Below are 26,051 nucleotides of genomic sequence, written 5' to 3' on the forward strand. Positions count from 1 at the left end.
CGATCAATCACGTAAAGCGCCGATAAGTGGGGTTGCCCAGCCACCCCCGAAGGGGTGCGCGGCCGCCCGGTCGGTGCGGGTCGGGCGCCGGTCGGAGCGAGGCCCTCCATCACCTGCCCTCCGGGGCGCAGTTCACCGGATCGGGTGAGCACGGGCGGGCGCGGCGTTCGTTCGGCCCCCGACGGCACGCGTTCCCTGATCACGCTTGGATCCCAGCCACTAAGTTGATTAGTATGCGTGGCTCAGCCTCTGTACGACCGGTCATCCGCCTGGAACTCCGGTGGAGGTGTTGCCGAATCCCCCGCATCGCGGAAGAAGTTGACCGGCCCCCAGACCGCCCGACAGCGGCCGAGGAAGAAGGAGCCCGCCTCAGTGGCGTCCCACCGTCGTCCCAAGCAGCCCAGCCACGGATACACCTCCGTGCTCACCGCGACCGCGGCGGTGACGGTCGCCCTCTCGGCGCAGTCGGCCTCGGCCGATCCGCTGCCGGACCCGAACAAGAAGGGCGTGCAGGCGCAGATCGACCGGCTGTACGAGGAAGCCACCCAGGCCACGGAGAAGTACAACGGGGCGCAGGAAGCGGCCGGAACGCTGAAGAAGGAGGCCGACACCCTCCAGGAGTCGGTCGCCCGCAAGCAGGAAGCCCTCAACGAGCTGCGCCGCCAGTTCGGTTCGGTGGCCACCGCCCAGTACCGCACCGGCGGGCTGGACCCCTCCCTCCAGTTGCTGCTCTCGGCGGACCCCGACGCCTATCTGGACCGGGCCTCGGGCCTCGACCGGCTCAGCGCACGGCAGTCGGAGACCCTCCAGCGGTTCCTCTCCCAGCAGCGCGCTCTGCAGCAGCAGCGCGGGGAGGCTGCGGAGAAGCTCGGCAGCCTCCAGGACACCCGTGAGGAGCTCGGGGAGAAGAAGGCGGAGATCCAGGGCAAGCTGGCGCAGGCGCAGCGGCTCCTGAACACGCTGACGGCCGAGGAGCGGGCCGAGCGGGCCGCCGAGGAGCAGCGCGCCAACCGGAACAGCGAGCGGGTCGACCTCGGCGACGAGGCCAGTGCGTCCGGGCGCACGGCGTCGGCGTTCGACGCGGCGAAGAGCCGGGTCGGCATGCCGTACGTGTGGGGCGCCGCCGGACCGGGGTCGTTCGACTGCTCCGGTCTGACCTCCTGGGCGTTCCGGCAGGCGGGCGTGTCGCTGCCGCGCACCTCCCAGGCCCAGGCCAACTTCGGCACCCGGATCAATGCACTCAGCGCCCTCAAGCCCGGCGACCTCATCATCATGCGCACCGACCTGAGCCACGTCGGCTTCTACGCCGGGAACGGCCAGATACTCCACTCACCGAAACCGGGCGCCCAGGTGCGCTACGAGTCCATCGCCCGCAGCGGCATGCCGTTCATGTGGGGCGTACGGATCTGATTCCGGTCTGATTCATGCGGGGCGGCTACCCCAGTCCGGCATGGCAGGTCAGCAGGAGGGGCAGGACGAACGTCGCCAGGGCGCCCGTGCCGGCCGCCCAGCGCACGGCCGGGTGCGTGTCGTGCGCCGGCGCCAGGACCCGCTTGAGGCGGACCAACGCCGTCTCCCCGCCCGCTGCCAGCGCACCGCGGGGCGCTTCTCCCGACGCCAGGGTGAACATGGCGGCGGCCAGCGCGCCCCTCGAGCAGCGGCGCAGTACGCGATCGTCGGCGACCATCTCCAGGAGCAGGGGCACCTGTTCCTGGAGATGGCGGGCGAGCGGCAGGCGGGGGAAGACCCGGGCGAAGGCGGCGGCCGCCGCGAGGACGAGGTGGTGGCGGCCGTGGATATGGGCCCGCTCGTGCTCGACGACGGCACTGAGCTCCTCGGCGGACAGCAGCCCGACGGCTCCGCTGCTGACGACGATCCTCGGGTCACGGCCCGGCAGGCAGTACGCGGCGGGCTCGGCATGTTCCAGCACGGTCGCCCGCGAACAGGCCGAACGGCGGCCGACCTTGTCCAGGACGTCCCGGTGCCGGGCACGCGCGGCGTACGCGCGCCCGGCGTGCAGGGCGAACGCGGTCATATGGCCGACGACCACGACGAGGGCCACCGCGCCGCCCAGGGCGGGCAGCAGCCCGTCGGTGGACGGGGCCTCCAGGCCCACCGCCACGCGGCAGGAGTAGAGGACACCGTGCAGATGCGCCCCCGGCGTCGCGAGGTGCAGGGCCGCCAGCGCCACGCAGAGCGAGAAGGACGCCGCCAGCGCGAACCACACGGCCACCGCCAGCAGCGGTGACCGCTGCGGCCAGCTGCTGCGGAGCACCAGCCTGGGGGCCAGCCCGCCGACGGCGGCCGCGTAACCGAGGAAGAAGGGGGCGGCGTTCACAGCTCACCGTCGCGGCCGGTCGCGCGCAGCGCCTCGCGCAGGGCGGCGACCTCCTCGTCCGTCATGCGCTCGACGAAGTGCACGAGCGCGGCCGACCGGTCCCGGCTCGCCCCCAGCGCGTCCTCCATCAGCGCGGCCGAGTACGCCTCGCGGCTGCGGACCGGCGTGTAGAGCCACGCCTGGCCCTGCTTCCGCCGGGTCAGCCAGCCCTTGTCGTAGAGGATCGTGGCCACGGTCATCACCGTCGTATAGGCGGACGGCCGACGACGGTTGATGTCGTCGACGATCTCGCGGACGGTCGCCGGCCTGCCCCACGTCCACAGGCAGTCCATGATTTCGGCCTCGAGCTCTCCGAGCCGTCGCATTCCCCGTCCCACTCCCCGCTTCCCGGCACCTGCGCTCCCCCAGCCCCTCCATAGTAAGGACGCTCACCGCAGGCGGAGGACGCGGACGTGCGGGGCGCGGCGCGTGGCGGTGCCGGCCTCCTGGTCACTCGGCGAGGCGGTCGTCGATGAGCTTCTTGAACTCGTCGTACGAGGCCGGGTTCTGGATCCTGGTGCCGCCGACGACGAAGGTCGGGGTTCCCTGCACGCCGAGGCCCAGGCCGTCGCGCTGGTCGACCTTGACGCGCTCAGCGGTGGCCGGGTCGGCGAGATCCGTGTCGAACTTCTCCATGTCGAGGCCGAGCTGCTCCGCGTAGCCGCGGAAGACGCTCTCCTTGCTCTCCTGCGCCTCGCCCCATTCCTTCTGCGTGGTGAAGAGCTTGCTGTACATCTCCTCGAACTTGCCCTGCCGGGCTGCGGCTTCGGCGACGCGGGCGGCGAGCTCGCTGTTGCGGTGGCCGGGCATGGGGAAGTACCGGGCGACGAAGGTGACCCGGTCGCCGTACTCCTCGCGGAGCTTCTCGACGGCCGGGTAGTACGCGCCGCAGGCTTCGCACTCGAAGTCCAGGAACTCGACGACGGTCAGCTCGCTGCGTTCGGGCTCGCTGAGGCGGTGGCTGGTGTCCCGTACGGGCAGGGCCTGCGCGGCGGGCTGCACGTTCGTGGCGCTGTCGGACGGGGTGTCGGGACGCAGCAGGAGATAGGAGCCGAGACCTGCCGCGAAACAGGCGACCAGGACGGCGGCGATGATCAGGTTCTTGTGCAGCTTCTTCATGAGGGCCTCTGGGGGTGCGGGGACCGGCGCACGCCGGTCGTCCCCCCGCAGAGGTACGTCTGTCAGGACACGACAGGACGGCCGACCGGCACCAGCCGGGAACGGACGAGAAGACCACCCGCACGCGGGGGCGCCCGGCCGGAGCGCAGCCGCACGAGAACGGCCGGCTTCAACAGCGTCCCGGCCGTCCGGAGCCCCCGCTGCGGGCCGTTGCCGCGCACGACGAGCAGCGGCCGGACGAAGGCCAGCAGGCGCAGCACCAGGTCCAGCAGCGGCCTGCTCCGCCACAGCATCTGCTCGGTCAGCCCGAGCACCCGGGTAGCCACCACCAGGGCGATCACATGGCCGGAGAGCAGCACTCCCTCGGGCAGTTGCAGGGTCGCGCCGTGCTCCACCCACGCCGGAAGATCCGAGGCGGCGTCGGCTCCGGCCGCCGCGCGGCACATCCCGGGCAGGGCGTACGTGGCGTGGTGGGCGACCTGCGCCGCGATCAGCACCCCGAGCAGTTGCCCGTCGGTGAGCTTGCGCCGGGTCAGGAACACCGCTCCCGGCACGGCTACGAGCCCCACCATCGCCACGAGGGCCCACTGCGGCGCGTGCCCCAGGGTCAGGGCATGTCCCGCCATCGGCAGCAGGACACACAGCACAGCGAGAACCGCAGCACGCACACCGCGCAGCACGCCGGAGGCCGGCGAAGCGGTACGGGGCAACAGCAGCGGTCGCATGGGCGGGTTTCCGAACGTCGCGATGGGAGAGGCAGCTCTGGTGGGGAAAAGATTACTCATGGCAGTGCGCCTGCCTGTCTTTCGGGTGTCCGTGTGACCGAATGCCCCGTGCGCACCAGGAAGCGTCTACTGATCGGACGGGACGGGACCGGTGAAAGAGACCGGCTTACCGGCGGCGTGGGCGTACGCGATCTCCCTGCGCGTGGACTCGCCGATGTACCCGCCGGGGTTGACGACCAGAACCCGGTCAGCCAGGTCGATCTTGCGCAGGTGGAGGGCGTCCAGCGCGGCCTTCTGCTCATCGGTGATCAACTCGTCGGCTTCGCCCGGCGCGACGACGATGACGCCCGCGAAGGTCAGATCACGGTTCGCCCTACGCATCTGGTGCAGGAATCGGGTCGAGCCGCAGATGCAGACAATCTCAGGCCGGTCGGGCACGGCTCAGTCCTTCGGTCGAACGGGAAATCGTCTGTGTGCATGCTGATGCTGACATCACGGAAAGACACACGTGGCTCACCAGATGCCGTCGACAACCTCTTCGAAGACGGGATTCCACGGTGACTCTTCGTCGGCAAAGGGAAGTGGATCGAACTCTGTGATCTCACCGCGCAGAGCGTCCACACGTTCGCCGACTCCTCTTCTGTCACGCTGGAGCTCCTGGAGCAGTGCCCCGAACTTGGTCAGCGCGTACACCAGAGACTCCACGTCCCGGTGGATCGGGCTGTAGTTGATTTCCTCCTCGCCGTCGGCAAGGGCGTACACGGCCCCCTCGCGCACCGCCCGCCTCGAACTGCGCCTGGACGAAGGGCTGGAGGCGTACGCCTTCACCTTCGGATGAGCCGGCCCTCGGAGCCTCACGAGCCTCACCGGTCATGCTCAGACCAATCCGTACGCCGGAAGGCTCCGAATGGACAACATCAGCGACCGAACGTCGTTCCGGCTGCCGCCGGGACTTCCGGAAGGGGATGTGTCTTCGTGACAGCTCGCCGTACAACTCGCTTCGCCGCACTGCTCGCTCTGCCCGCCGCACTCACCCTCGGGGTGTCCGTGCCCGCCCTGGCTCACGAGGGACACCCGGCCGGCACCACGAAGGCGGCCGACGGCGACACCTACCAGATCGATCTGGAGCAGCTCAACGATTCGGGCGCCACCGGGGCCGCCCTGGTCAGCCTGGACGGCGACAAGCTGACCGTGAAGATAGACGCCCGGGGGCTCGTCCCCGGGCAGCCCCACGCGCAGCACATCCACGGCTCCACCGACGGCCACGACTTCCGCTGCCCCGACAAGAGCGCCGACAAGGACGGCGACGGCATCGTCACCACCGCCGAGGGCCTCCCCATGTACGGGGACATCAACATCTCCCTGACGACCAAGGGCGATACGTCCAAGGACAGCGGCCTCGCGGTGGACCGGATGCCCGTCGCCGACAAGGACGGCAAGCTGACGTACTCCCGTACGATCACCGTCTCCCAGGATGTGGCGGACCATCTGAAGGACCTGCACGTCGTCCAGCACGGCATCGACCGCAACGACGACGGCAAGTACGACTTCGGCGCGGGCAAGAGCGAACTCGACCCGAAGCTGCCCCAGGAGGCCACCGCCCCGGCCAGCTGCGGCATGGTCAAGGGCGCCGCCGTCGGTTCCATGCCGGTGGGCGGCGTCGAGACCGGTGGCGCGACCACGGAGGGCGTCCAGTCCCCGGGACTCCTCGCGGCGGGCGGTACGGCTCTCCTCGCGGCCGGCGGTCTCTTCGCCGTACGGCGGCGCACCCGCACGGCCGACCACGACGACAGCTGACCATCAGACCCGTTCGGCCGGCGGGCGGCCCTGACGCCCGCCGGCCGAACGACCTGTTCAAGGCTCCGCAACGGCAGCGATGAGGGAGAGGCGATCCCGATGAACGGCAGCGACCCGAACGACGAGCCTTCGGCATCACACAGGCGATGGACCTTCGTGCTCACCGCCGCCGTCACGGCCCTGCTGCTGACCGGCGGGCTGTTGCTGGGCCTGGGGATCGGCCGCCAGCAACCCGCCCCGCCCGCCGCGGAGAACAAGGCCGGCGCATCTGGCTTCCCGCCCGTGCGGACGCCCTCAGCCGGCGCGGAGACGTCCAGCCCCTCGGGAAGCGGACCGCGTACGGAGGCCCTGTCCGCCTCTCGGCCCCTGAGTATCACGATCCCCGCGATCGACGTGACCTCCCCCTTGGAGGACCTGGGCCTGGGCAGGAACAGGGCCATGGACACACCCCGCGATCCGGACAAGGCCGGCTGGTACACACCGGGCCCGACGCCCGGCTCCGTGGGCCCCTCGGTGATCGCGGGTCACGTGACCTGGGACGGCGCTCCGGCAGTCTTCTTCAAGCTGACCGAACTCGACCCCGGTGACCGCATCGACGTCCGGCGCGCCGACGGCAGCACAGCGGCCTTCACCGTCGACCGCACGGCCGTCTACCCCAAGGACGAGTTCCCCACGGTGGAGGTCTACCGCAATCTCGACCATGCCGGCCTCCGCCTCATCACCTGCGGCGGCGAGTACTCCGCGTCCGACAGCCGGTACGCCGACAATGTCGTCGTCTACGCCACTCTTACCGGCAGCCGCCCCTAGGAACCGGTCCATCTGTTGTGGGGCGCCCAGGAGAGTGGCGCCCCACAACAGCCGCCCTCCGCGGGCCTTCGACCGCGGGGAGCGAGTCCGACTGTCCGCCGGCGGTTGTGGATCAGCCCTGTTCGAGAGGCAGGGCCAGGTCGGTGACCTGCCGGCGCTGGGAGAAAGCGCCGAGGTCGCGGGCGGCCCCGGTCAGCACGTCGACCTCATACAGACGTGCGGTACCGGCGGTGTTGAGGGTGGCGAAGCCCCGGTTGGTGCCGTGCTTGGGGGAGAAGTAGATGTCGAAGCCGGCGTCCGGGCCTGCGTTCACGCCGAGGTTCCCGGTCGGGGCGAGGGTGCCGGCGTTGGCAGGCGATTGCAGGGAGACCCGGTCGGCCATGGTGTCGATGTCGAACAGGGTCGTCGCGGTGGCGGCGTTGAGGTCGTTGTTGGTGTAGGCGGCGCCGGTGACGCCTGTCGCGGTGGTGGGCGGCGTGGTCGGGTTGGTGAGCGTGCCGTCGGTCGTGGTGCCCAGAGGGGCGGCGCTGTCGTCGATGTTGTGCCGCAGGTTCTGCCCGGTGTTGCTGATGACACGCAGCCGGTTGGCCGCCGGGTTGAAGTCGACGCCGAACTGCCGGCCTGCGAGGGCGACCGTGAGCTGGGAGACCTTCGTGGCCCTGGCGTTGGCCGTGTTGAGGGTGTAGACGCCTCCCCTGTCACCGACACCGTAGAGCTTCTCGTTCTGGACGCGGAAGTCGATGCCGACGACCTTGGTGTCACCGCGCAGGCCGGACACCCTTCCGATGTCCGTGGTCCTGGCGGGCCGGTCGACGGTGAACTCGACCAGGCGCTGGTCCGGGGTCAGCCCGACGGCGGTGAGCGCCTCGTGTCCTCGGTGGTTCATGTCGTGTCCGTCGCGGCCGTCCGCGGATGCCAGGGCCGGAGCGGACAGGGCGGCGGCTGCGGCGACCGAGACGGCGGCCACGACGGTTCTACGCGTACGCATGATGCTCCAAGGAGATCGTGGTGTCCCGCGGAATGGCGAGCGGGTTCATGACGGGTTCGTGGCCCGGGCACCCGCGGATGGGAAGAAGCCCTGGAAGTCACCCCATTGGAGCCATGAGCCGGGATGAGCGGCGAGCACGTGCGGGCGGGTGCCGCCCGTACCAGGGCTGAGACCGGCGGAGCCGATGGCAGCTCCTTCCGGACTCCGCCTCCTTGCAGCGGTTTACATACTCCAAGCCATCGAAGCGGCGGACCGAATGCCCCCGACCTCCGAATATCCGATGAACGCGGTCCGCCGACCGAGTGAAGTCCCACAACTGTCCTCTTGCGAATAGCTTGCAATAAGGGGGTCGTTACCCTTTCGGCCCAGCGGCCCGGGACTGTGTCGCCCCAATATTTCGCGGGATGTCCGTCGCACCGATGTCCCGTCCCACCGGCCCTTTCTCCCTCCGTGAGCCGCTCGGCCGACCCGCGAATCGGACCCGAGTGTGCACGGGAGGTGCTTTCGACGTGCTTGTCTACGGCTGCGCGGCTCTTCGACGCGTCATTCCTCCATGCGCGGCCTCCCACGCGCAGCTCTTCGACGAGGGACCAGGTCACGGATCACTTCGTTGATCCGCCCCATTCCTGTCACCCGGTCAGGGCGAGCCTTCCCGCCACTGCTCCGAAACGCCACACCACTCATCCGCCCACCCCCCGCTTCCGCATGCCCTCACACATGCCGGGCGGGGAGCCAGCAGACAGAAGGAACAGCGTGAAGGATTCTCAGTCAAAGCCCCGCTCACGGCGCGTCCTGGACCGGTCCCTGCTCGTGCTCGGTACCACCACCCTGGCCGCGGGACTCGGAGCGATGACCCTCGCCCCGGGCCTCAGTGCGGCCTCCAGCCACCGCGAGGCACCCCTGATCGCCGGGGACCCGCGGGCGGACAACACCGACGTGTACGCGTTCACCAGCCCCGACAAGTCCGACACCGTCACGATGGTGGCGAACTGGATCCCGATGGAGGAGCCCAACGGCGGACCGAACTTCTACGCGTTCGGCGACGACCTGCGCTACAACATCAAGATCGACAACACCGGTGACGGCTTCGCTGACGTCACCTACAGCTGGCGCTTCCGCAGCAGCTACCGCGATGACGCGAACCAGTTCCTCTACAACACCGGCCAGGTCACCTCGCTGAACGACCCCGACCTCAACTTCCGCCAGGTCTACGACCTCGTCGTCACCACCGGAGGAAAGAGCCGCACCGTCCTGCGGGGCGTCCCGGCCGCGCCGTCCCGTACGGGCCAGGCGTCGATGCCCGACTACGCGGCCCTGCGGAAGCAGGCGACGTTCGGTCTGCCGGGCGGCGGCAAGACGTACGCAGGCCAGGCGGAGGACCCGTTCTTCGCCGACCTGCGTGTCTTCGACCTCCTCTACGGCGGCGACCTGAGCGAGCGGGGGCAGGACACCCTGGCCGGCTACAACGTCAACACCATCGCCATCCAGGTCCCGAAGAAGCAGCTCGCACTGAGAGGCAACTCCTCCCGCAACCCGGTCATCGGGGTGTGGTCGACCACCGAGCGCGCGGGCGTCACCGTCAACGATTCGCGTGACGCGAAGGTCAACAAGCAGTGGAGGCAGGTGTCCCGCCTGGGGAACCCGCTGGTCAACGAGGTCGTCGTCCCGCTGAAGTTCAAGGACGCGTTCAACACCCTCAACCCGAGCCAGGACCGCACCGTCCAGCCGGTCGTCGACAAGGTGTACGACCCGATCCTGCCCAAGCTCATCCAGCAGGTGTACGGCGTCCCGGCTCCCAAGACGCCCCGCAACGACCTCGCCGAGATCTACCTGACGGGCATCTGCAAGGTCTGCGGTCCGATCAAGGCCGACCTGAACGCCCACCGCCTCAACAAGGACGCGGTGCTCAGGAAGATCGTCCCGGCGGAGGAGCTGCGTCTGAACATGGCGGTGCCGCCCACGGCCAAGCCCCAGCGGCTCGGTGTCCTCGCGGGCGACCTGGCCGGCTTCCCGAACGGGCGCCGCCTCGCCGACGACGTCATCGACATCTCGCTCCAGGCCGTCGAAGGCGCCGCCCAGACCGGCGTCCTCGTCCCGGCGCTCGCGGACGGCGACAAGGTCGACACCAACGAGGTCCCCTTCGGCACCTCGTTCCCGTACGTCGCGCTCCCCCACACGAAGAACGTGAACCGCGGCCCCGGCGCGACCGGACGCAGTGCCGAGCAGACCGCTACGGAGAACACCGCGGCGGACACCGCCGTCCAGCCCACCCAAGCGGCGGCGCTCGCCGGGGCCGGCGCGCTCCTCCTCGGAGTCGGCGGCTTCCGCCTTCGCCGCCGCCGCAAGGAGAGCTGAACCGGCCCCAGCAGAACACGGACAGACGCAACGAAGGCGTCCGGGCCGGGGAGCACCGCCCCGGCCCGGGCATCGCCGAACCATGGGGAGGACCTTTCGTGCACCCGGACCACACCACACCCATGTCCACGCCGCCGTCGGCCCTGTCGCGCGGCGGCCGGCGGCTGCGCAACATCGTGGTCACGATGGCCCTGGGCGCGACGATGTTCGCCGTCGGCGCGGTCATGCTGACCCCCGGCGGGAACACCGCGCCTCGTCCGGCAGGCCACGGCCGGACGGACGAGGCGCCCCGCGGGTCGATCGAAGCGCTCCAGGCCCGGGTGGCCCGGCTGCCGAAGGATCCCGGCGGCTGGGCCGCCCTGGGGATCGCCTATGTCCAGCAGGCGCGCAGCACCGCGGACCCGGCCACCTACGACCGGGCCGAGAAGGCGCTACGGACTTCTCTCTCCGTACAGGGCGAGGGCAACACGGACGCGGAGACCGCCATGGGCGCCCTGGCAGCGGCCCGCCACGACTTCCCCTCCGCGCTGCGCTGGGCCCGCAAGGCCACCACAAGCGGGCCGTACAGCTCCTCCGCCTACGGGGTCCTAGCCGACGCCCACACCCAACTCGGTCACTACGACGAAGCCGACGATGCCGTTCAGACGATGACGGATCTACGTCCGGACGCCGCCTCCCTCGCCCGCGCCTCCTACGCCTTCGAGCTCAAGGGAAACACCGCCCGGGCCCGCGCCCTGATGCAACGGTCCCTCGCGGCGGCGGCCACCCCTGCCGACAAGGCTTTCGCCCACAGTGTTCTGGCAGGCCTCGACCTCCAGGACGCGAACCCCCGCGCGGCCCTGGCCAGGACGCAGACCGCCCTCAGGACCGCCCCGACGGATTCGGCCCTCCTGGAGAGTCGTGCCCGCGCCTACCTGGCCCTGGGCGACACCACCAAGGCCGTCGCCGACTACCGGGCGGCCATCGCGATCGCCCCGCTGCCGCACTACCTGTTGGGCCTGGGCGAACTGGAGCAGGCACTGGGCCACCATGAACGGGCGGCGGAGAACTACGACCTGCTGCGCGCGCAGGACCGTATCCGGGAAGCCGCCGGCGATCCAGCGGACACCGACGCCATCCTCTTCGAAGCCGATCACGGCAACCCGCGACGCGCTGTCACCCTGGCCGAAGAGACCCTCCGCAACCGCCCCTTCGTCGCCGTCCACGACGCGTACGCCTGGGCCCTGCACCGAGCCGGCCGGGATTCCGAGGCCCTCGTCCAGGCCGACAAGGCCCTGGCCCAAGGCACCCGCAGCGCACTCTTCCGCTACCACCGCGCCGCCATCCACCACGCCCTCGGCGACCCGGAAGCGGCTCGCCGCGATCTGACCGAGGCGCTGCGCGAGCCGGGCTTCCACCCCCTGCACGCCGACGCCGCCCGCGACCTGCTCCAGCGAATCGACACCACATCATGAACAACACCCTGCGCCGAGCCCTCACCACCCTGGCCGCGGGCGCCCTCGTCGCCGTCGCCAGTGCGGCGTCCGCCCCCGCCGCCACCGCCCACCCCTTGGGCAACTTCAGTGTCAACTACCACACCGGCCTCGTCCTTCGGACCGACCGGATCGACGCCCACGTCGTGGTCGACCATGCGGAGATCTCGGCCCTTCAGGAACGCTCCGCCATCGACACCGATCACGATGGCAAGGTCAGCGACGACGAATCGCGCGTCCACGCCGAGAAAACCTGCTCGGACCTGAGCGGGCAGCTCCACCTGAGCGTGGGCGGTACCCAGGCGGAGTGGAGGCGGTCCTCGGCCACCCTGGTGTACGAGAACGGGGAGGCGGGCCTCAGGACAAGCCGCCTCACCTGCTCACTGACCAGCCCGGCCGACCTCACCGAGCCCGCCGGCATCCGGGCCGAAACGGACTACGACACCAGGCGCGTCGGCTGGCACGAGATGACCGCTACCGGCCAGGGCGTGAGGATCACCCGGACCGATGTACCGGCGACCTCGACCACCCGCGAGCTGCGCCAGTATCCGGCGGATCCCCTCGCCTCCCCGCTCGACCAGCGCTCGGCGACCCTGCGCAGTGAGCCCGGTCAGGGCCGGGCGGCCGTCCCGGCGGTGGTGGCGGACCTCCCCGGCGCGGGTGTGATCGGCGGGGTGCTCGCGAAGGTCACCGGGGCCTTCGACTCGCTCGTCGGCGCCCGGGAGATCACCCTGCCCGTGGGGCTGCTGGCTCTGCTCCTGGCGCTCGTCCTCGGAGCATCCCACGCGGCAATGCCCGGCCACGGCAAGACCATCATGGCCGCCTACCTCGCGGGCCGTCGCGGCACCAGGCGGGACGCCCTCACCGTCGGGGCCACGGTCACCCTGACGCACACTGCCGGCGTCCTCGTCCTCGGCCTCGCCCTGCCCGTCTCCACCCACCTGGCAGGAGAAACCGTCCTGATGTGGCTCGGAGCCGCCAGCGGACTCCTCGTCACCGGCATCGGCCTCTGGCTCCTCACGGGAGCAGTCCGGGGCAGGCCGCAACACAACCACCATCACCACGGCCCGGGTCACAGCCACAGCCACAGCCACCATGACCACGGCCATGGCCACCATCATGATCACGACCACGGGGCCGACAGCCCTCACCACCACGGGCCCGTGGCCCCGGCATCCGCAGGCGACAGCGCGCCGACCGGGGAACTCCAGGCCACCGCCGCGATCGCGACACTCGCCCGGCCAGACCGCGAACACCACTCGGCGGACACGTCAACGGCTTCCCGAGACGCTCGGCGTACAAGCCGCTCCGGCCTGATCGGCATGGGAATCGCCGGCGGCCTCGTCCCCAGCCCCTCCGCCCTCGTCGTGCTCCTCGGCGCCGTCGCCCTGGGGCGTACGGCCTTCGGCGTGCTCCTCGTCATCGGCTACGGACTCGGCATGGCTGCCACCCTCACCCTCGCCGGACTCCTCCTCGTACACCTGCGCGAACGTATCGAGAGCCATGACCGGGCCCGAACCCTCCGCCACAACCTCGTGCTGAGGAAACTGGCGCGGACCGGTCCCGTCGTGACCTCAGTCCTCGTCATCGCCGTGGGCCTGGGCCTGACGCTGCGGGCAGCCGCCGGGAACGGCTGATTCCTGCGGATCATCGCACCGCGCCACACGCGGTGCCGGGAACACAGGCGGTCTGTACGAGGCGAGGGGGCACGCCACCACACCTCGGATGCCTGTCGCGGGGCGCCCAGGAGAGTGCACCCCGCGACAGCCGTCCCCCGCGGGCCTTACCACCGTGGAGGACGGGTGAGGCAACCATCCCCGATGGAAACCTCGGCGTGTGCGGTGCTTCCTCCGAACAGCCGCTCACATCGGGTATTCGCTAAGGCCAGTGCGCCGGATTGGTCGGTCCCGGCACGACACCCGGTCGGGCTAACCCCGGGCGGACGACCAGACGTCGGGCGCGACCGGATGAAGTTTCTCGTCTTCTGACCAATCCGTCTTCGCGGCGGCTCCGGATAGCAGACATGACGATCAGAGCCGCCCAACCGATCCGCCCCCCAGCGGACGTCGCGCGCGACCCGCTTGGCGGACGAGCGCTCTGACCCGAGTCGCCCCGCGCCGGGGTGACACCCGACCCGACGTCAGCACTGCGGGACACGATGCCGATTCCTACCTGTCGGCGAACACGCAGCGCTACCGAACAAACACGCTGGAGATATCTCGTGACTGCCTTCCGCTACCGCCGCGCCGCCCTCGCTCTCACCGCCGCCGCTGTCCTGCCCCTCACGCTGACCGCCTGCGGCGGGGACGACAGCTCCTCCGACGCGGCCGCCGACAAGGCCTCGTCCTCCGCCCCCGCGGAGGAGAAGTCGAGCGCACCCGCCGAGGGCACCCCCGCGGACGGCCCGTTCGGTCCGGCCTGCGCCACCGTCCCCAAGGACGGTGCGGGCTCCTTCGACGGCATGGCCCAGGACCCGGTCGCGACCGCCGCCTCCAACAACCCGGCCCTGTCCACCCTGGTCACGGCGGTGAAGAAGGCCGGCCTCGTCGACACGCTCAACAACGCCCAGAACATCACCGTGTTCGCGCCGACCAACGACGCCTTCGCCAAGATCCCCAAGGCCGACCTCGACAAGGTCCTGGCCGACAAGGAGATGCTCACCAACATCCTCACCTACCACGTCGTCGGCGAGAAGCTCTCCCCCACGCAGCTGGAGAGCGGCACCTACGACACCCTCCAGAAGTCCTCGCTCACCACCAAGGGCTCCGGCGAGAACTACACCGTCAACGACACCTCCAAGGTCGTCTGCGGCAACGTCCCCACCGCCAACGCCACCGTCTACATCGTCGACACCGTCCTCATGCCCAAGAGCTGACACACACCCCACGCACCGCGCGGGAAACCCCGAACGGGCCGGGCCCCGAGTCATCTTCACCGACTCGGGGCCCTTCTCATGCTTGCCGCCACTCAGGGGCGCACGGTGCACAAGGCGAGCAGGCAGAGGTTGAATCCCTGGGTGTTACTGGGCCCGGAGTGGCCTCCGGTTCCGGAATCGCCGACTGTGCAGCGAGCCAGCAGACAGAGGTTCCCTCCTTGTATGCCGCGATAGAAGGCAGCCGGTCCAGGAGCAGCCGCGTCGCCGGGCACCGCCTGGGCCTGACGGGGGGCGGCCTGGGGAGAGGGCGCCGCAGATGCCGCGGGAGCAGCCGCCAGCAGGGTGGCGCCGACCAGGGCTCCTACGAGCTGCCAGCGCAGAGCGGGTACGGGAAGTTTCACAGGGTTCTCCAATTCTGATGGGGAACAAAAAGATCCGGCGAGACGTCCGGACACTGCGTTCTTCGGTGCGACACCGCCCTCCGGATGGGCCGTGGGCGTAAATCCGCCAGGCGATTGGCTCATACGCGCCAGCGAACTGCAAAAGACGTCCGCTGCGACGTGTCGTGCGTCACATGGGCAATCCGAGGCTGCTGTGACTTCGAATCACTGGCGTGACAGCCCACTTGGGGCAACGTCAGCTCCGAGGAGGCGGCCTGCGTGCATCAGCCCATCAAAGCGAATGCTTCACGTTCGCGATGCGCAGGAGTTCCAGGCCTCGCAAGTAGCTCAGCCGACGTGCTGACACCCATGTAGACGCGCATCCGCCCATCCCCGCCGACGACGCCCGTCGTCTCCCCCCTCCCGCCATGTTCCGCCCTGCCGCACCCGCGCGCCCCGGCGCTGACGGCGCAGGCATCCCCCACCGAGGTGAATTCGCGTGACCGACGTATCCCACAACGGAACTCCGGCGGGCACCGTGCGCCTGACCGCCGCTCAGCGGGGAGTCTGGTTCGCGCAACGACTCGCCCCCTTGGACCCCTCGTACAACATCGCCGAGTACGCGGACATCGAAGGCCCGGTCGACACCAGCCTCCTGAGCCGGGCCGTCAACCACACCGCGGCCGAGATGGAAGCCCTGCGCAGCACTTTCGGCGAGCGGAACGGGGTTCCCTTCCAACGGGTGGAAGAACGCGCCTCGTTGGCCGTGCCGTTGGTGGATCTCTCCGGCGAGGAGGACCCGTACGGCGAGGCTCTACGGCGCATGCGGCTCTGCCTGGCGGAGCCCGCCGACCTGTCGGCGGGCCCTCTGGTCCGGGTCACCCTCTACCGGCTCTCTCCCTCGCACCACCTCTTTCACCAGCAGGTGCACCACCTGGCACTCGACGGCTACGCGGCGGTCCTGGCTCTCTCCCGGATCGCCGAGGTGTACACCGCGCTCACGCTCGCGCCGGGCACGACGCCCGACCACCGTCCCGCAGCTTCCCTCGCGAAGCTCATCGAGGAGGAGGACGTCTACCTGGCCTCCGGACAGGCCGTGGAGGACGAACGGTTCTGGACGGCGCACCTCGCCGGAGCCCACCCGCCCGAGGCCCCGGCGGGAACCGGCGACGGGAAGGCGTACGGGACGGTGTCGGTGCGGCGCACCTACAGCCGGGCGGAGGCCGACCGCCTCAAGGCCGCGGCCAAGCGGGCCGGGACCGGGTGGCCGACGTTCGTCATGGCGGCGCTGGCGCTGTGCCTGCACCGGGAGAAGGGGCTCGGCGAGGTCGTGCTCGGCCTGCCCGTCACCGGTCGCCGCACTCCGGCCGCCCGGTCGACGCCCACCATGCTCAGCTCGATCCTGCCGATGCGGCTCTCCGTCTCCCCCTCCGACCGCGTGAGCGATCTGGCCCGGCGGGCCTCCGCCGAGGCGAGGTCGGTACTCCGGCACCAGCGCAGGCCGGCGGAGGCTCTGCGCCACCAGTCGGGTCTGACCGGAACGCGGGCTCCGCTGACCGGGCCGTCCGTCAACATCCTCGCCTTCGACGACACCCTGCGCTTCGGCCCCCACCGGGCCACCCTGCACAACCTGTCGATCGGACCGGTCGAGGATCTGGCAGTGGCGGTGCACGCCTCCTTCGGCGACGGCGGCCTGGACATCGATCTGCTGGGCAACGCCCAGCGCTACGGTCAGCAGGACCTGGTGGGACCGCACGAGCGGCTCTGCCGCGTGCTCGACGCGTTCGTGGCGGACCCGGAGCGCAGCGTCGGGGCCCTGAGCCCCGTCGCCGAGGACGAACAGCGACAGGTCCTCGGCCTCGGGGCCGCCCGGCCGTCGAGCGATGACGCGGCGATACCGGCCCCTCTGCCCGAACTCTTCGACCGGCAGGCGCGGGAGACCCCGCACCGCACCGCCGTCGTCTGCGACGGCGCGACGCTCACCTTCGATGAACTCAACCGGCGGGTGAACGCCCTCGCGGCCGAGCTCAGCGCCCAGGGCGCCCGCCCGGGCACCCGCGTCGCGGTGGGCCTGCCCCGGTCGATCGACCTGGTCGTGGCGATACTCGCCGTGATGCGGACAGGGGCGGCCTACCTGCCTTTGGACCCCTCGTATCCGGCGGACCGGCTCGCCTTCATGATCGAGGACTCACAGCCGGTGGCGCTGGTGGCGACCGCGTCATCCGCGCACGCCATCGATCCCCGCGCCTGGATCCCCCGTGTCGACCCGGGCACGGTCCCGCACGGCGCGAGTGGGCCCGTCGGGGTCCCCGGGCCCGAGCTTCACGACGCCGCCTACGTCATCTACACGTCCGGTTCCACCGGCAGACCCAAGGGTGTGGTCGTCGAACACCGGTCGCTGAGCAACCTCCTGGAGCACCACCGGCGGGAGGCGCACCACCTGGCCGAGGAGGCCCTCGAGCGACGGCTGCGCGTGGCCCTGAGCGCCGCGACCTCCTTCGACGCCTCCTGGGACCCGGTTCTGTGGATGGTCGCCGGACACGAACTGCACGTGATCGCGGACGATGTGCGCCGCGATCCCCAGGCCCTGGTGCGGTACCTCGTCGACCACCACATCGACGCGATCGAGACGACCCCCACCTATCTGCGGCAGATGATGACCGCGGGCCTGCTCACCTCGGGGACCCACCGGCCTCGCGTCATCGCTCTGGGCGGCGAACCGGTCGACGAGGGGCTGTGGGAGGAGCTGGCAGCCGATCCCGACCTGCTGGTGTTCAACTTCTACGGCCCCACCGAGACCACCGTCAACGCCGTGACCGCCAGGATCACCGGCCGCTCGCCGGTGATCGGACGCCCGGTCGCCGGAGCCGGGGCCTACGTGCTGGACCCGTCACTGCACCCGTTGCCGCGCGGGTCCGTGGGCGAGCTGTATCTCGCGGGTGAGGGCCTGGCCCGCGGTTACGCGGGGCGGCCAGGGCTCACCGCGGAGCGCTTCATGCCCGATCCCTTCGGCGTTCCGGGGGCGCGGATGTATCGCACCGGTGACCTCGCGCGGTGGGACGAGGGAGGTTCCCTGGAGTTCCTCGGACGCAGTGACCGGCAGATCAAGGTGCGGGGCGTACGGGTGGAGACCGGGGAGATCGAGGCCGCGTTGCGCTCCCTTCCCGGCGTCGAGGACGCCGCTGTCGCCCTGACGACCGCGCCCGACGGACCCGAACGTCTCGCCGCCTTCCTGGTGGCGGGTCCCGATGCCCCCGCCCACGCTCAGGCACGCGACACGGTCGCCGCTCTGCTGCCCGGACCGTTGGTTCCCACCGCCTGGGCGACGGTGGAGCGGCTTCCTCTCACTCCCAACGGGAAACTCGACGTGGCGGCTCTGCCTCCCGCCGTGCCGGTCGCCTCCGGCGGCGGCGCACCGCGCTCCGCTCAGGAGGCCCGGATGTGCACGGTGTTCGCCGCGTGCCTGGGGGTGTCTCGGGTAGGCCGGGACGACGACTTCTTCACCTTGGGCGGGCATTCCTTGCTGGCGATGCGGCTGATCGGCCGGATCCGCGGTGAGTTCGGCGTGGAAATTCCGATCAGTGCCCTCTTCGCCTCGCCCACCCCGGCCGGCCTGGTGGCCGCACTGGGCGGGGCGGGGGCGGCCCGGCGTCCGGTGGCGGCGGTCGTCCCGCGCCCCGAGCAGCTCCCTCTGTCGTTCGGCCAGCAGCGTCTGTGGCTCCTGGAGAGCCTGGGCGACGCGGGCACCTCCTACCATCTGCCGGTGGCTCTGCGTCTGCGCGGTTCCCTGGACCGAGACGCCCTGGAGCTGGCGCTGCGCGACATCGTGGAGCGGCACGAGGTGCTGCGCACGGTGGTGACGGCAGCCCCGGAGGGCCCCCGCCAGCGCATTCTGCCGCCGCCGCGGATTCCGAGTCCGCTGCTGCGCGTGATGCCCGTCGGCGAGCCGGCGGCCCCGGACGGCGTTCCCTTCGATCTGGAGCGCGAGATCCCGCTGCGCGCCCGGCTGTTCTCCGCGAACGCCGAGGACCACGTCCTTGTCGTGACCTTGCACCACATCGCCGCCGACGGATGGTCCATGGGACCACTCATGCGGGACCTGTCCGCCGCCTACGGCGCACGCTGCGCCGGGCGAGCCCCCGGCTGGGAACGGCTGCCCCTGCAGTACGCCGATTTCGCGCTGTGGCAACGTGACCTGCTCGGCGATCCGGACGCTCCGGACAGCCTCGCCCGCCGCCAGCTGTCCGCCTGGGCGGACTCGCTGGCCGGACTGCCGGAGGAGTCGGTCTTCCCCTCTGACCGGCCGCGTCCGGAACGGCCCTCGGGCCGGGGCGGCACCGTGCCCGTGCAGATCACGGCGGACGACCACCGGATGCTGGTCGAGCTGGCCAGGGTGTCCGAGGCGAGTTCCTTCATGGCGCTGCACGCCGCGCTCGCCGGTCTGATGTCGCGGCTGGGCGCGGGTGAGGACATCGCCGTCGGCACCCCGGTGGCGGGACGTACGGACGAGGCGCTCGGCGAACTCGTCGGCTTCTTCGTCAACACACTGGTCCTGCGGGCGGACGTCTCCGGCGCGCCGTCGTTCCGTACGCTCGTGCGACGGGTGGCGGAGACCGACCTGGCGGCCTACGCGCACCAGGACATCCCGTTCGAAAGGGTCGTCGAGGAGCTGGCCCCACCGCGGTCGCTCGCCCGCCATCCGCTGTTCCAGGTGATGCTGAGCCTCAACAACACGCCCGCGCCCCGTCCGCACCTGGACGGTCTTTCGGTCAGCCGCGAGATGGCCGTGGGCCGGACGGGCTCGAAATTCGATCTCAGCTGGGACCTGTCCGAGCAGCATGACGGGGAAGGCCGTCCGCAGGGGATCACCGGTGAGCTGGAGTTCGACGAGGACCTCTTCGACAAGGCGACGGCGGAACGGTTCGTCGAACACTTCACCCGCCTCCTGAGCGCTCTGCTCGCCGAGCCGGACCGTCCGGTGACGGACCTCGACTTCCTCACCCCGTCACAGCGCGCCGCAGCACTGGACGAGCTTTCGCGGAGCACGACAAGGCCGCTCAGCGCGACCACGGAGGCTGTCGGCGGAGACTGGACGGTGCTGGACGTCCTCGCGACGCGCGCGGCCGTCCAGCCGGACCGGACCGCCGTCGTCGCCGACGACGGCCGCCTCACCTTCGGTGAACTGCGCCTGCGCACCGACCGGCTGGCCGCCTCCCTCGTGGACCGCGGAGTGGAACCCGGTGACCGGGTGGCGGTGGCACTGCCCCGGACCTCCCTCGCCGTCGTGGCCATGCTGGGGATCCTGCGGGCCGGCGCCGTGTACGTACCGCTGGACACGGCTCAGCCCGCGGCCCGTACCGAGCTGGTTCTCGACACGGCCGCCCCGCACCTGGTGCTCGCCACCGCCGCGACCAGGGCCGTTCTCCCGGACACGGTCGCCGTTCTGCTGCTCGACGGAGCCGGGCAGGAGGCAGCCCCTTCTGCGGCGGGTCTGCCCGCGCCGCCGCGCGGCCGGGACGCCGCGTACGTGCTGTACACCTCCGGGTCGACCGGGCTGCCCAAGGGCGTCGTGGTCGAGCACCACTCGCTGGCCGCGCTGTTGGCCCATCACCGCGACCGGCTCATGGGCCCGGCGGAGGCAGCCAACAACGGGCTGCCCCTGCGGGTGGCCCATACGGCCGCGATGACGTTCGACGCCTCCCTGGACCCTCTGCTGTGGATGATCGCGGGCCATGAGCTGCATCTCGTGGACGACACGACGCGCCGCGACCCCGAGGCGCTGACCGCTCTTCTCCATGAGCGTGCGATCGACGTCGTGGAGACCACTCCCTCCTACCTCGAACAGCTCCGCGCGTGCGGCCTGTTCGCCCCCGGGCGCCCCCGGCCACGGGTGCTCGCGCTGGGCGGGGAAGCCGTACCGGCCCCACTGTGGCGGGAGCTGGCGGGTCTGTCCGATGTCGCGGTGTGGAACCTGTACGGGCCCACGGAGACCACCGTGGACAGCGTGATGGGCCGTGTCCTGCCGGGCGTGGGACCGCACCTCGGCCATCCGGTGACCGGTGCCCGCGCCCGCGTCCTGGACCGGCGGCTGCGGCCGGTCGCCCCCGGGGTGACGGGCGAGCTGTACGTGTCGGGCCCGGGCGTCGCGCGCGGCTACGAGGGCCGTTCGGCCGCGACCGCGGAACGCTTCCTGCCCGATCCCCACGGAGCAGCGGGCTCACGGATGTACCGGACCGGCGACCTGGTGCGCCGGGTCGAAGGCCGCCTGGAGTACCTCGGCCGGGCCGACGGACAGATCAAGATCCGCGGTTTCCGGGTCGAGACCGGCGAGGTCGCCTCCGCTCTGGACTCGCACGAGGGCATCACACGGTCGGCTGTCGCGGTCCGCTCCGACCCCGGCTCGGGTGAGGCGCAGCTGGTCGGCTGGGTGGTGCCGGCCGGTCGTCGAGAGCTGTCCCTCCGGGAGTTGCGCTCCTTCGTGGCGCGTCGGCTGCCTGCCCACATGGTCCCCTCGCTGATCGTTCCCGTGGACTCCCTTCCGCTGACCGCGCACGGGAAGGTGGACTTCCCGGCACTGCCGTCGGCCTCACCGGCGGGGAGTCCGAAGGCGGCTGGGCGGGCACCGCGGTCGGCCCCGGAGGAGATCCTCTGTGCCCTGTTCGCGGAGAGTCTGGGCCACGAAGAGGTTTCGCCGGACGACGACTTCTTCGAGTTGGGGGGCCATTCCCTGCTGGCGACGCGGCTGGTCGGGCGTATCCGCTCCGCGTTCGGCGTCGAGCTCCCGGTACGGGCACTCTTCGAGTCCACGACCCCCGCCGCGCTGGCCGAACGGCTCGCGGACGCGGGCTCGGCACGGCCCGCCCTGCACCGGGCACGGCACACGGAGCAGCCGCCTCTCTCCCCGGCGCAGGAGCGCCTGTGGTTCCTGCACCAGCTGGACCCCCGGGCCGCCGCGTACCACATGGCGTTCACGGTGCGGCTCACCGGCGCCCTGGACCAAAACGCTCTGCGGAACGCTCTGGGTGATGTGCTGACCAGGCACGAGAGCTTGCGCACCGTGGTCGAACCCGGTGACGGCCGCCCCCGCCAGCGAGTCCTCACACCCGGTGACGCACGGCCGGAACTTCCGCTCGTGGCGGTCGAGGAGGCACAGCTCGGCGGGGCGCTGCGTGAGGCCGCGGCCGAGCCCTTCGACCTGGAGCGGGACGTGCCCCTGCGGCCGGTCCTGTTCCGGAACGCGGCGGACCGGCACACCCTGCTGGTGACCGTGCACCACATCGCGGCGGACGGCTGGTCCATGGGGCCGCTCGCTCAGGACCTGGCCGGCGCCTATGCGGCACGGACGGCCGGCCGCGCGCCGAGCTGGAACCCGCTGCCGGTCCAGTACGCGGACTACACCCTGTGGCAGCGCGACCTGCTCGGCGACTTCGCCGATCCCACGTCCACCGCGTCGGCCCAACTCGCCTACTGGGAGGACCGGCTGAGTGCCGCCCCGGAGGAGACGGCCCTGCCCGCCGATCGCCCCCGGCCCACCTCGCCGAGCGGTCTCGGAGGGACGGTCGCGGTCCGTGTACCGGAGGAGACCATGGCCGGTGTGGCACGGCTGGCGAAGTCGACGGCCAGCAGCACCTTCATGGTGCTGCACGCCGCCCTGGCGGCCCTGTTGCACCGGATGGGGGGCGACGACGACGTACTCGTCGGCACCCCGGTCGCCGGGCGGACGGATGAGGCACTCGACCCGCTGGTCGGCTTCTTCGTCAACACGCTCGCTCTGCGGACGGACCTCGGCGGCAACCCGGACTTCACCGAGCTGCTGTCCCGGGTACGGGAGACGGACCTCGCCGCATACGCCCACCAGGAACTGCCCTTCGAACGGCTGGTGGAGGCCGTCCGGCCGACGCGGTCGCTCTCCCGCCACCCGCTCTTCCAGGTCATGCTGACCCTCAACAACCACCGGCCGCCGCGCCTGGACCTCCCCGGTCTCCAGGCCAGGCTGGAGGCGGTCGACACCGGAGGCGCCAAGTTCGACCTCTCCTTCTCCTTCACCGAGCGGGCGTCGGCCACAGGGGACGGGAGCTGCCTCGACGGAACGCTGGAGTACAGCCGCGACCTGTTCGACGCCGATACGGCCGTACGGATCGCCGAGCGCTTCGCCCTCCTCCTCGCCCACGCCGTCGGCGATCCCGGCACGGCCGTCGGCGACCTGCCGCTGGTCGGCGCCGAGGAACAGCGACGCCTGCTGGCCATCGGCGAAAGCCATGGCTCGTCCATGGACGACGCCGCGCCTTTCACGACCGTGCTGGACCGGTTCGCGGCCACGGTGGCCTCGGCGCGCAGCGGTGACATCGCGGTGACCGCCCCGGACGGCAGTCTCTCGTTCACGGAGCTGGACACCCGCTCGGACCGTATCGCCGCACTGCTCGTGCGGGCCGGCGCGGGCTCCGGGGATCCGGTGGCCGTCCTGCTGCCGCGCTCCACCGACTCCATCGCCGCCCTGCTCGGCGTGCTCAAGGCGGGAGCCGTCTACGTACCGGTCGACGACTCCCTCCCGCAGGGCAGGATCGACGCGGTGCTGGCGGACGCCCGCCCGCACACCGTGCTCACAGCCGGCAGCACGCACGAGCGGGCCCGGGGCCATGGGCGCCGGCTGAACCTGCACTCCCCGGAGGGCTCCGGCGCGCTTTCCGACGGCTCCGCGCTCCCGCGAGAGCCGAGGCGCCCGGGACCCGGCGAGCCGGCCTACCTCCTGCACACCTCGGGGTCCACCGGCCGTCCCAAGGGGGTCCTGGTCGGCCACGGGTCCCTCGCCCGGCTGCTCGAACACCACCGCCGCCATGTCTTCGCACCCGCCGTACGGGCGGCCGGGAAGCCGCAGCTCGACGTCGCGCTGACGGCCGCCCTGTCCTTCGACGCCGCGTGGGACCCGGTGCTGTGGATGATCGACGGACACCGGTTGCATGTCCTGGACGACCTGACACGACGCGACCCCGAAGCCCTGGTCCATGCGGCGCGTGTCCACGGGTTCGACGTTCTGGAGTCCACGCCGACGCACGTCCGTCAGCTGCTGGACGCCGGGCTGTTCGCCGAGGACGGTCCCGTTCCGTCCGTGATCGCGCTGGGCGGCGAAGCCGTCCCGGCCGCGCTCTGGGACGACCTGCGGTCGCGGCCGGGCCTCACGGCCTGGAACTTCTACGGCCCCACCGAGGCGACGGTCGACACCCTCATCGCGAACCTCCGGGCGGCCGAACGGCCTGTGCTCGGCTCCCCGGTCGACGGGACCTCGGTACGGCTCCTCGACGACCGGCTGCGGCCGGTTCCGGTCGGGGTGACCGGCGAGCTCTACCTGGCCGGCGACAGCCTGGCTCTCGGCTACCAGGCGCAGCCCGCGGAGACCGCGACCCGTTTCGTGCCCGACCCCCACGGCCCGGCGGGCGCACGGATGTACCGCACCGGCGACCGGGCCGTTCGAAGGTCCGACGACGCTCTGGAGTTCGCCGGCCGCACCGACGGCCAGGTCAAGGTGCGCGGCTTCCGGGTGGAGCCGGAAGGAGTCGCCGCTGTTCTGACGGAGCATGCGGACGCCACCCAGGCGGCGGTGGTGGCCCAGGGCGAAGGCCCCGGCGGCTCGCGCCTGGTGGCCTACGTCGTACTCACCGGCCCCGCCGCGCCGTCCGGTCCGACCGGAACGGCCCGGTCCGAGGGCGAACGACTGAACGCGATACGGGAGCACGCGGCCTCCCGGCTGCCCGCGTACATGGTCCCGTCCGGCTGGGTCGCCCTGGACGCCATCCCTCTGACCCCGAACGGAAAGCTGGACCGGGCGGCCCTGCCCGCACCACGGGCCGACGCGGGAAACGGGCGCAGCCCCCGCAACCCTCGGGAAGACGTGCTGTGCACGCTGTTCGCCGAGACGCTGGAGCTCGAACGCGTCCTCATCGACGACGACTTCTTCGAACTGGGCGGGCATTCGCTGCTGGCGGCCGGGCTCATCCGTCGTATCCGTGACGCACTCGGGGTGGACGTCAGCATCCGCAGTCTGTTCGAGGCGCCCACGGTCGCCGCACTGGCGGAACGCATCGGCGCCGGTGTCCAGGACAACCCGCTGGCCACCCTGCTGCCGCTCCGCACCAAGGGCACCCTGCCCCCGCTGTTCTGCGTCCACCCGGCAGGCGGCCTGGCCTGGGCGTACGCCGGGTTGCTCCCCCACCTGGAGAACGACCGGCCGCTCTACGGACTCCAGACCCCGAACCTCGACGGCACCCGGCCCTTCCCGGACAGCATCGAAGCGATGGCCGCCGTGTACGTGGCCGAGCTGCGGGCCGTCCAGCCACACGGCCCGTACCACCTCTTCGGCTGGTCCTTCGGCGGCAACGTCGTCCAGGAGGTCGCCGTCCAGCTCCAGGAAGCGGGCGAAGAGGTGGCCCTGCTGACGATCCTGGACGCCTTCCCGCTCGCCCCGCTGGACGACCTGGACAGTGCGAGCCGGGACACCGTCTTCCGCGCCCTCCTCTCCAACATGGGCGTCGGCCAGGAGGCCCTGGACGGGGACGGGCCGGTCGAGGCAGCCGCCGTACGCGACCAGTTCCGTGCGAACGGGAGCCCTCTCGGGGCGCTGGAGCCGGCCACGATCGACGCGATGGTCGACAACTTCGCCGGTCAGGCCCGGCTGATGCGCAGGTACACCCCCCGCGTGTTCCACGGCCCGGCACTGTTCTTCACCGCCACCGAGGGCCGCCCCGCGGACACCTTCGACCTGTCCCTGTGGGACCCCTACATCACCGGTCCCGTCGAGAACCACGACGTGGCGTGCGCGCACGCCCAGATGATGCAGCCCGCCGCGCGGGAGCAGATCGGCACCACCGTCACGGCCGTGCTCACGGCCGACCACCACACCGAACGAGGAGACCTGTCATGACGAACCCCTTCGACGACCCCAACACCCAGCACCGCGTCCTGGTCAACGACGAGGGCCAGCACGCCCTGTGGCCGTCGTTCGCGCCGGTTCCCGCCGGCTGGGACGAGGTCTTCGGTCCGGCAGGGCACACGGCCTGCCTGGAGTACGTGGAGGTCCACTGGCCCGACATCACGCCCAGGAGCGCCCGCGCGCGGGTGGCATGACCCCGGGCCCGGCCCCGCACGGGCACCGGCACGCGGGG

At 71.2% G+C, this 26,051-nt stretch carries 16 protein-coding genes; 9 read left to right on the plus strand and 7 right to left on the minus strand.

The features are described 5' to 3' along the window. Positions 1 to 372 precede the first annotated feature (372 nt). Positions 373 to 1,410: a C40 family peptidase gene (locus WQO_RS01645; protein ID WP_010064452.1), complete on the plus strand. Its 1,038-nt coding sequence runs from the start codon at positions 373 to 375 to the stop codon at positions 1,408 to 1,410. Between the two features lie 25 nt (positions 1,411 to 1,435). Here WQO_RS01645 and WQO_RS01650 read toward each other — a convergent pair whose 3' ends face one another. From WQO_RS01650 to WQO_RS01675, 6 genes are all read right to left on the minus strand, one after another. Then, positions 1,436 to 2,338, minus strand: coding sequence for a M56 family metallopeptidase (locus WQO_RS01650; RefSeq protein WP_010064453.1), 903 nt, complete (start codon positions 2,336 to 2,338; stop codon positions 1,436 to 1,438). Continuing rightward, complete coding sequence (locus WQO_RS01655) at positions 2,335 to 2,703, minus strand: BlaI/MecI/CopY family transcriptional regulator (RefSeq protein ID WP_010064455.1); 369 nt, start codon at positions 2,701 to 2,703, stop codon at positions 2,335 to 2,337. Before WQO_RS01655 ends, WQO_RS01650 begins: the two co-directional genes overlap by 4 nt. A gap of 124 nt (positions 2,704 to 2,827) precedes the next feature. Next, complete coding sequence (locus WQO_RS01660; protein WP_010064457.1) at positions 2,828 to 3,496, minus strand: DsbA family protein; 669 nt, start codon at positions 3,494 to 3,496, stop codon at positions 2,828 to 2,830. A gap of 62 nt (positions 3,497 to 3,558) precedes the next feature. Continuing rightward, entirely contained in the window at positions 3,559 to 4,122 is a 564-nt protein-coding gene (locus tag WQO_RS01665; RefSeq protein ID WP_237274086.1) for a hypothetical protein, read from the minus strand. Positions 4,123 to 4,347: 225 nt separating this feature from the next. After that, positions 4,348 to 4,659 (minus strand): hypothetical protein, encoded by a 312-nt coding sequence (locus WQO_RS01670; RefSeq protein ID WP_010064459.1) that lies wholly within the window; start codon positions 4,657 to 4,659, stop codon positions 4,348 to 4,350. Positions 4,660 to 4,734: 75 nt separating this feature from the next. Continuing rightward, entirely contained in the window at positions 4,735 to 4,998 is a 264-nt protein-coding gene (locus tag WQO_RS01675) for an SUKH-4 family immunity protein (RefSeq protein WP_010064460.1), read from the minus strand. A gap of 198 nt (positions 4,999 to 5,196) precedes the next feature. Here WQO_RS01675 and WQO_RS01680 point away from each other — a divergent pair, with 198 nt between their 5' ends. Both WQO_RS01680 and WQO_RS01685 read left to right on the plus strand, forming a co-directional pair. Further along, a complete protein-coding gene (locus WQO_RS01680; RefSeq protein WP_029182735.1) occupies positions 5,197 to 6,018 on the plus strand; it encodes a hypothetical protein in 822 nt (273 codons plus the stop codon). Between the two features lie 99 nt (positions 6,019 to 6,117). Beyond that, positions 6,118 to 6,825, plus strand: coding sequence for a class F sortase (locus WQO_RS01685; protein WP_010064462.1), 708 nt, complete (start codon positions 6,118 to 6,120; stop codon positions 6,823 to 6,825). 112 nt (positions 6,826 to 6,937) lie between these two features. Here WQO_RS01685 and WQO_RS01690 read toward each other — a convergent pair whose 3' ends face one another. Next, positions 6,938 to 7,813: a DUF4394 domain-containing protein gene (locus WQO_RS01690; RefSeq protein ID WP_029182736.1), complete on the minus strand. Its 876-nt coding sequence runs from the start codon at positions 7,811 to 7,813 to the stop codon at positions 6,938 to 6,940. A 753-nt stretch (positions 7,814 to 8,566) separates the two neighbouring features. Between WQO_RS01690 and WQO_RS01695 the strand changes: the two genes are divergently transcribed. From WQO_RS01695 to WQO_RS01720, 6 genes are all read left to right on the plus strand, one after another. After that, positions 8,567 to 10,168, plus strand: coding sequence for a DUF4331 domain-containing protein (locus WQO_RS01695; RefSeq protein ID WP_010064465.1), 1,602 nt, complete (start codon positions 8,567 to 8,569; stop codon positions 10,166 to 10,168). A gap of 98 nt (positions 10,169 to 10,266) precedes the next feature. Further along, positions 10,267 to 11,622 carry a tetratricopeptide repeat protein gene (locus tag WQO_RS01700; protein ID WP_010064467.1) on the plus strand — a complete coding sequence of 452 codons (1,356 nt, stop codon included), beginning with the start codon at positions 10,267 to 10,269 and terminating at the stop codon, positions 11,620 to 11,622. Beyond that, on the plus strand, positions 11,619 to 13,277 hold the full coding sequence (locus WQO_RS01705; RefSeq protein ID WP_010064468.1) for a nickel/cobalt transporter: 1,659 nt from the start codon (positions 11,619 to 11,621) through the stop codon (positions 13,275 to 13,277). The genes WQO_RS01700 and WQO_RS01705 overlap by 4 nt, the downstream gene beginning before the upstream one ends. A gap of 584 nt (positions 13,278 to 13,861) precedes the next feature. After that, on the plus strand, positions 13,862 to 14,515 hold the full coding sequence (locus WQO_RS01710) for a fasciclin domain-containing protein (protein WP_058953836.1): 654 nt from the start codon (positions 13,862 to 13,864) through the stop codon (positions 14,513 to 14,515). An 879-nt stretch (positions 14,516 to 15,394) separates the two neighbouring features. Further along, positions 15,395 to 25,810 (plus strand): non-ribosomal peptide synthetase, encoded by a 10,416-nt coding sequence (locus WQO_RS01715; RefSeq protein WP_058953837.1) that lies wholly within the window; start codon positions 15,395 to 15,397, stop codon positions 25,808 to 25,810. Next, on the plus strand, positions 25,807 to 26,013 hold the full coding sequence (locus WQO_RS01720; RefSeq protein WP_010061656.1) for an MbtH family protein: 207 nt from the start codon (positions 25,807 to 25,809) through the stop codon (positions 26,011 to 26,013). Before WQO_RS01715 ends, WQO_RS01720 begins: the two co-directional genes overlap by 4 nt. Positions 26,014 to 26,051: the final 38 nt, after the last annotated feature.

Origin of the sequence: Streptomyces globisporus C-1027, from assembly GCF_000261345.2 — a bacterium.
In the GTDB taxonomy this organism is placed as follows: domain Bacteria; phylum Actinomycetota; class Actinomycetes; order Streptomycetales; family Streptomycetaceae; genus Streptomyces; species Streptomyces pakalii.

Coding starts and splice junctions, on each gene's coding strand:
- WQO_RS01660 (WP_010064457.1), bottom strand. CDS start 3,496: ATGAAGAAGCTGCACAAGAACCTGATCATCGCCGCCGTCCTGGTCGCC.
- WQO_RS01720 (WP_010061656.1), top strand. CDS start 25,807: ATGACGAACCCCTTCGACGACCCCAACACCCAGCACCGCGTCCTGGTC.
- WQO_RS01685 (WP_010064462.1), top strand. CDS start 6,118: ATGAACGGCAGCGACCCGAACGACGAGCCTTCGGCATCACACAGGCGA.
- WQO_RS01705 (WP_010064468.1), top strand. CDS start 11,619: ATGAACAACACCCTGCGCCGAGCCCTCACCACCCTGGCCGCGGGCGCC.
- WQO_RS01665 (WP_237274086.1), bottom strand. CDS start 4,122: ATGGCGGGACATGCCCTGACCCTGGGGCACGCGCCGCAGTGGGCCCTC.
- WQO_RS01655 (WP_010064455.1), bottom strand. CDS start 2,703: ATGCGACGGCTCGGAGAGCTCGAGGCCGAAATCATGGACTGCCTGTGG.
- WQO_RS01690 (WP_029182736.1), bottom strand. CDS start 7,813: ATGCGTACGCGTAGAACCGTCGTGGCCGCCGTCTCGGTCGCCGCAGCC.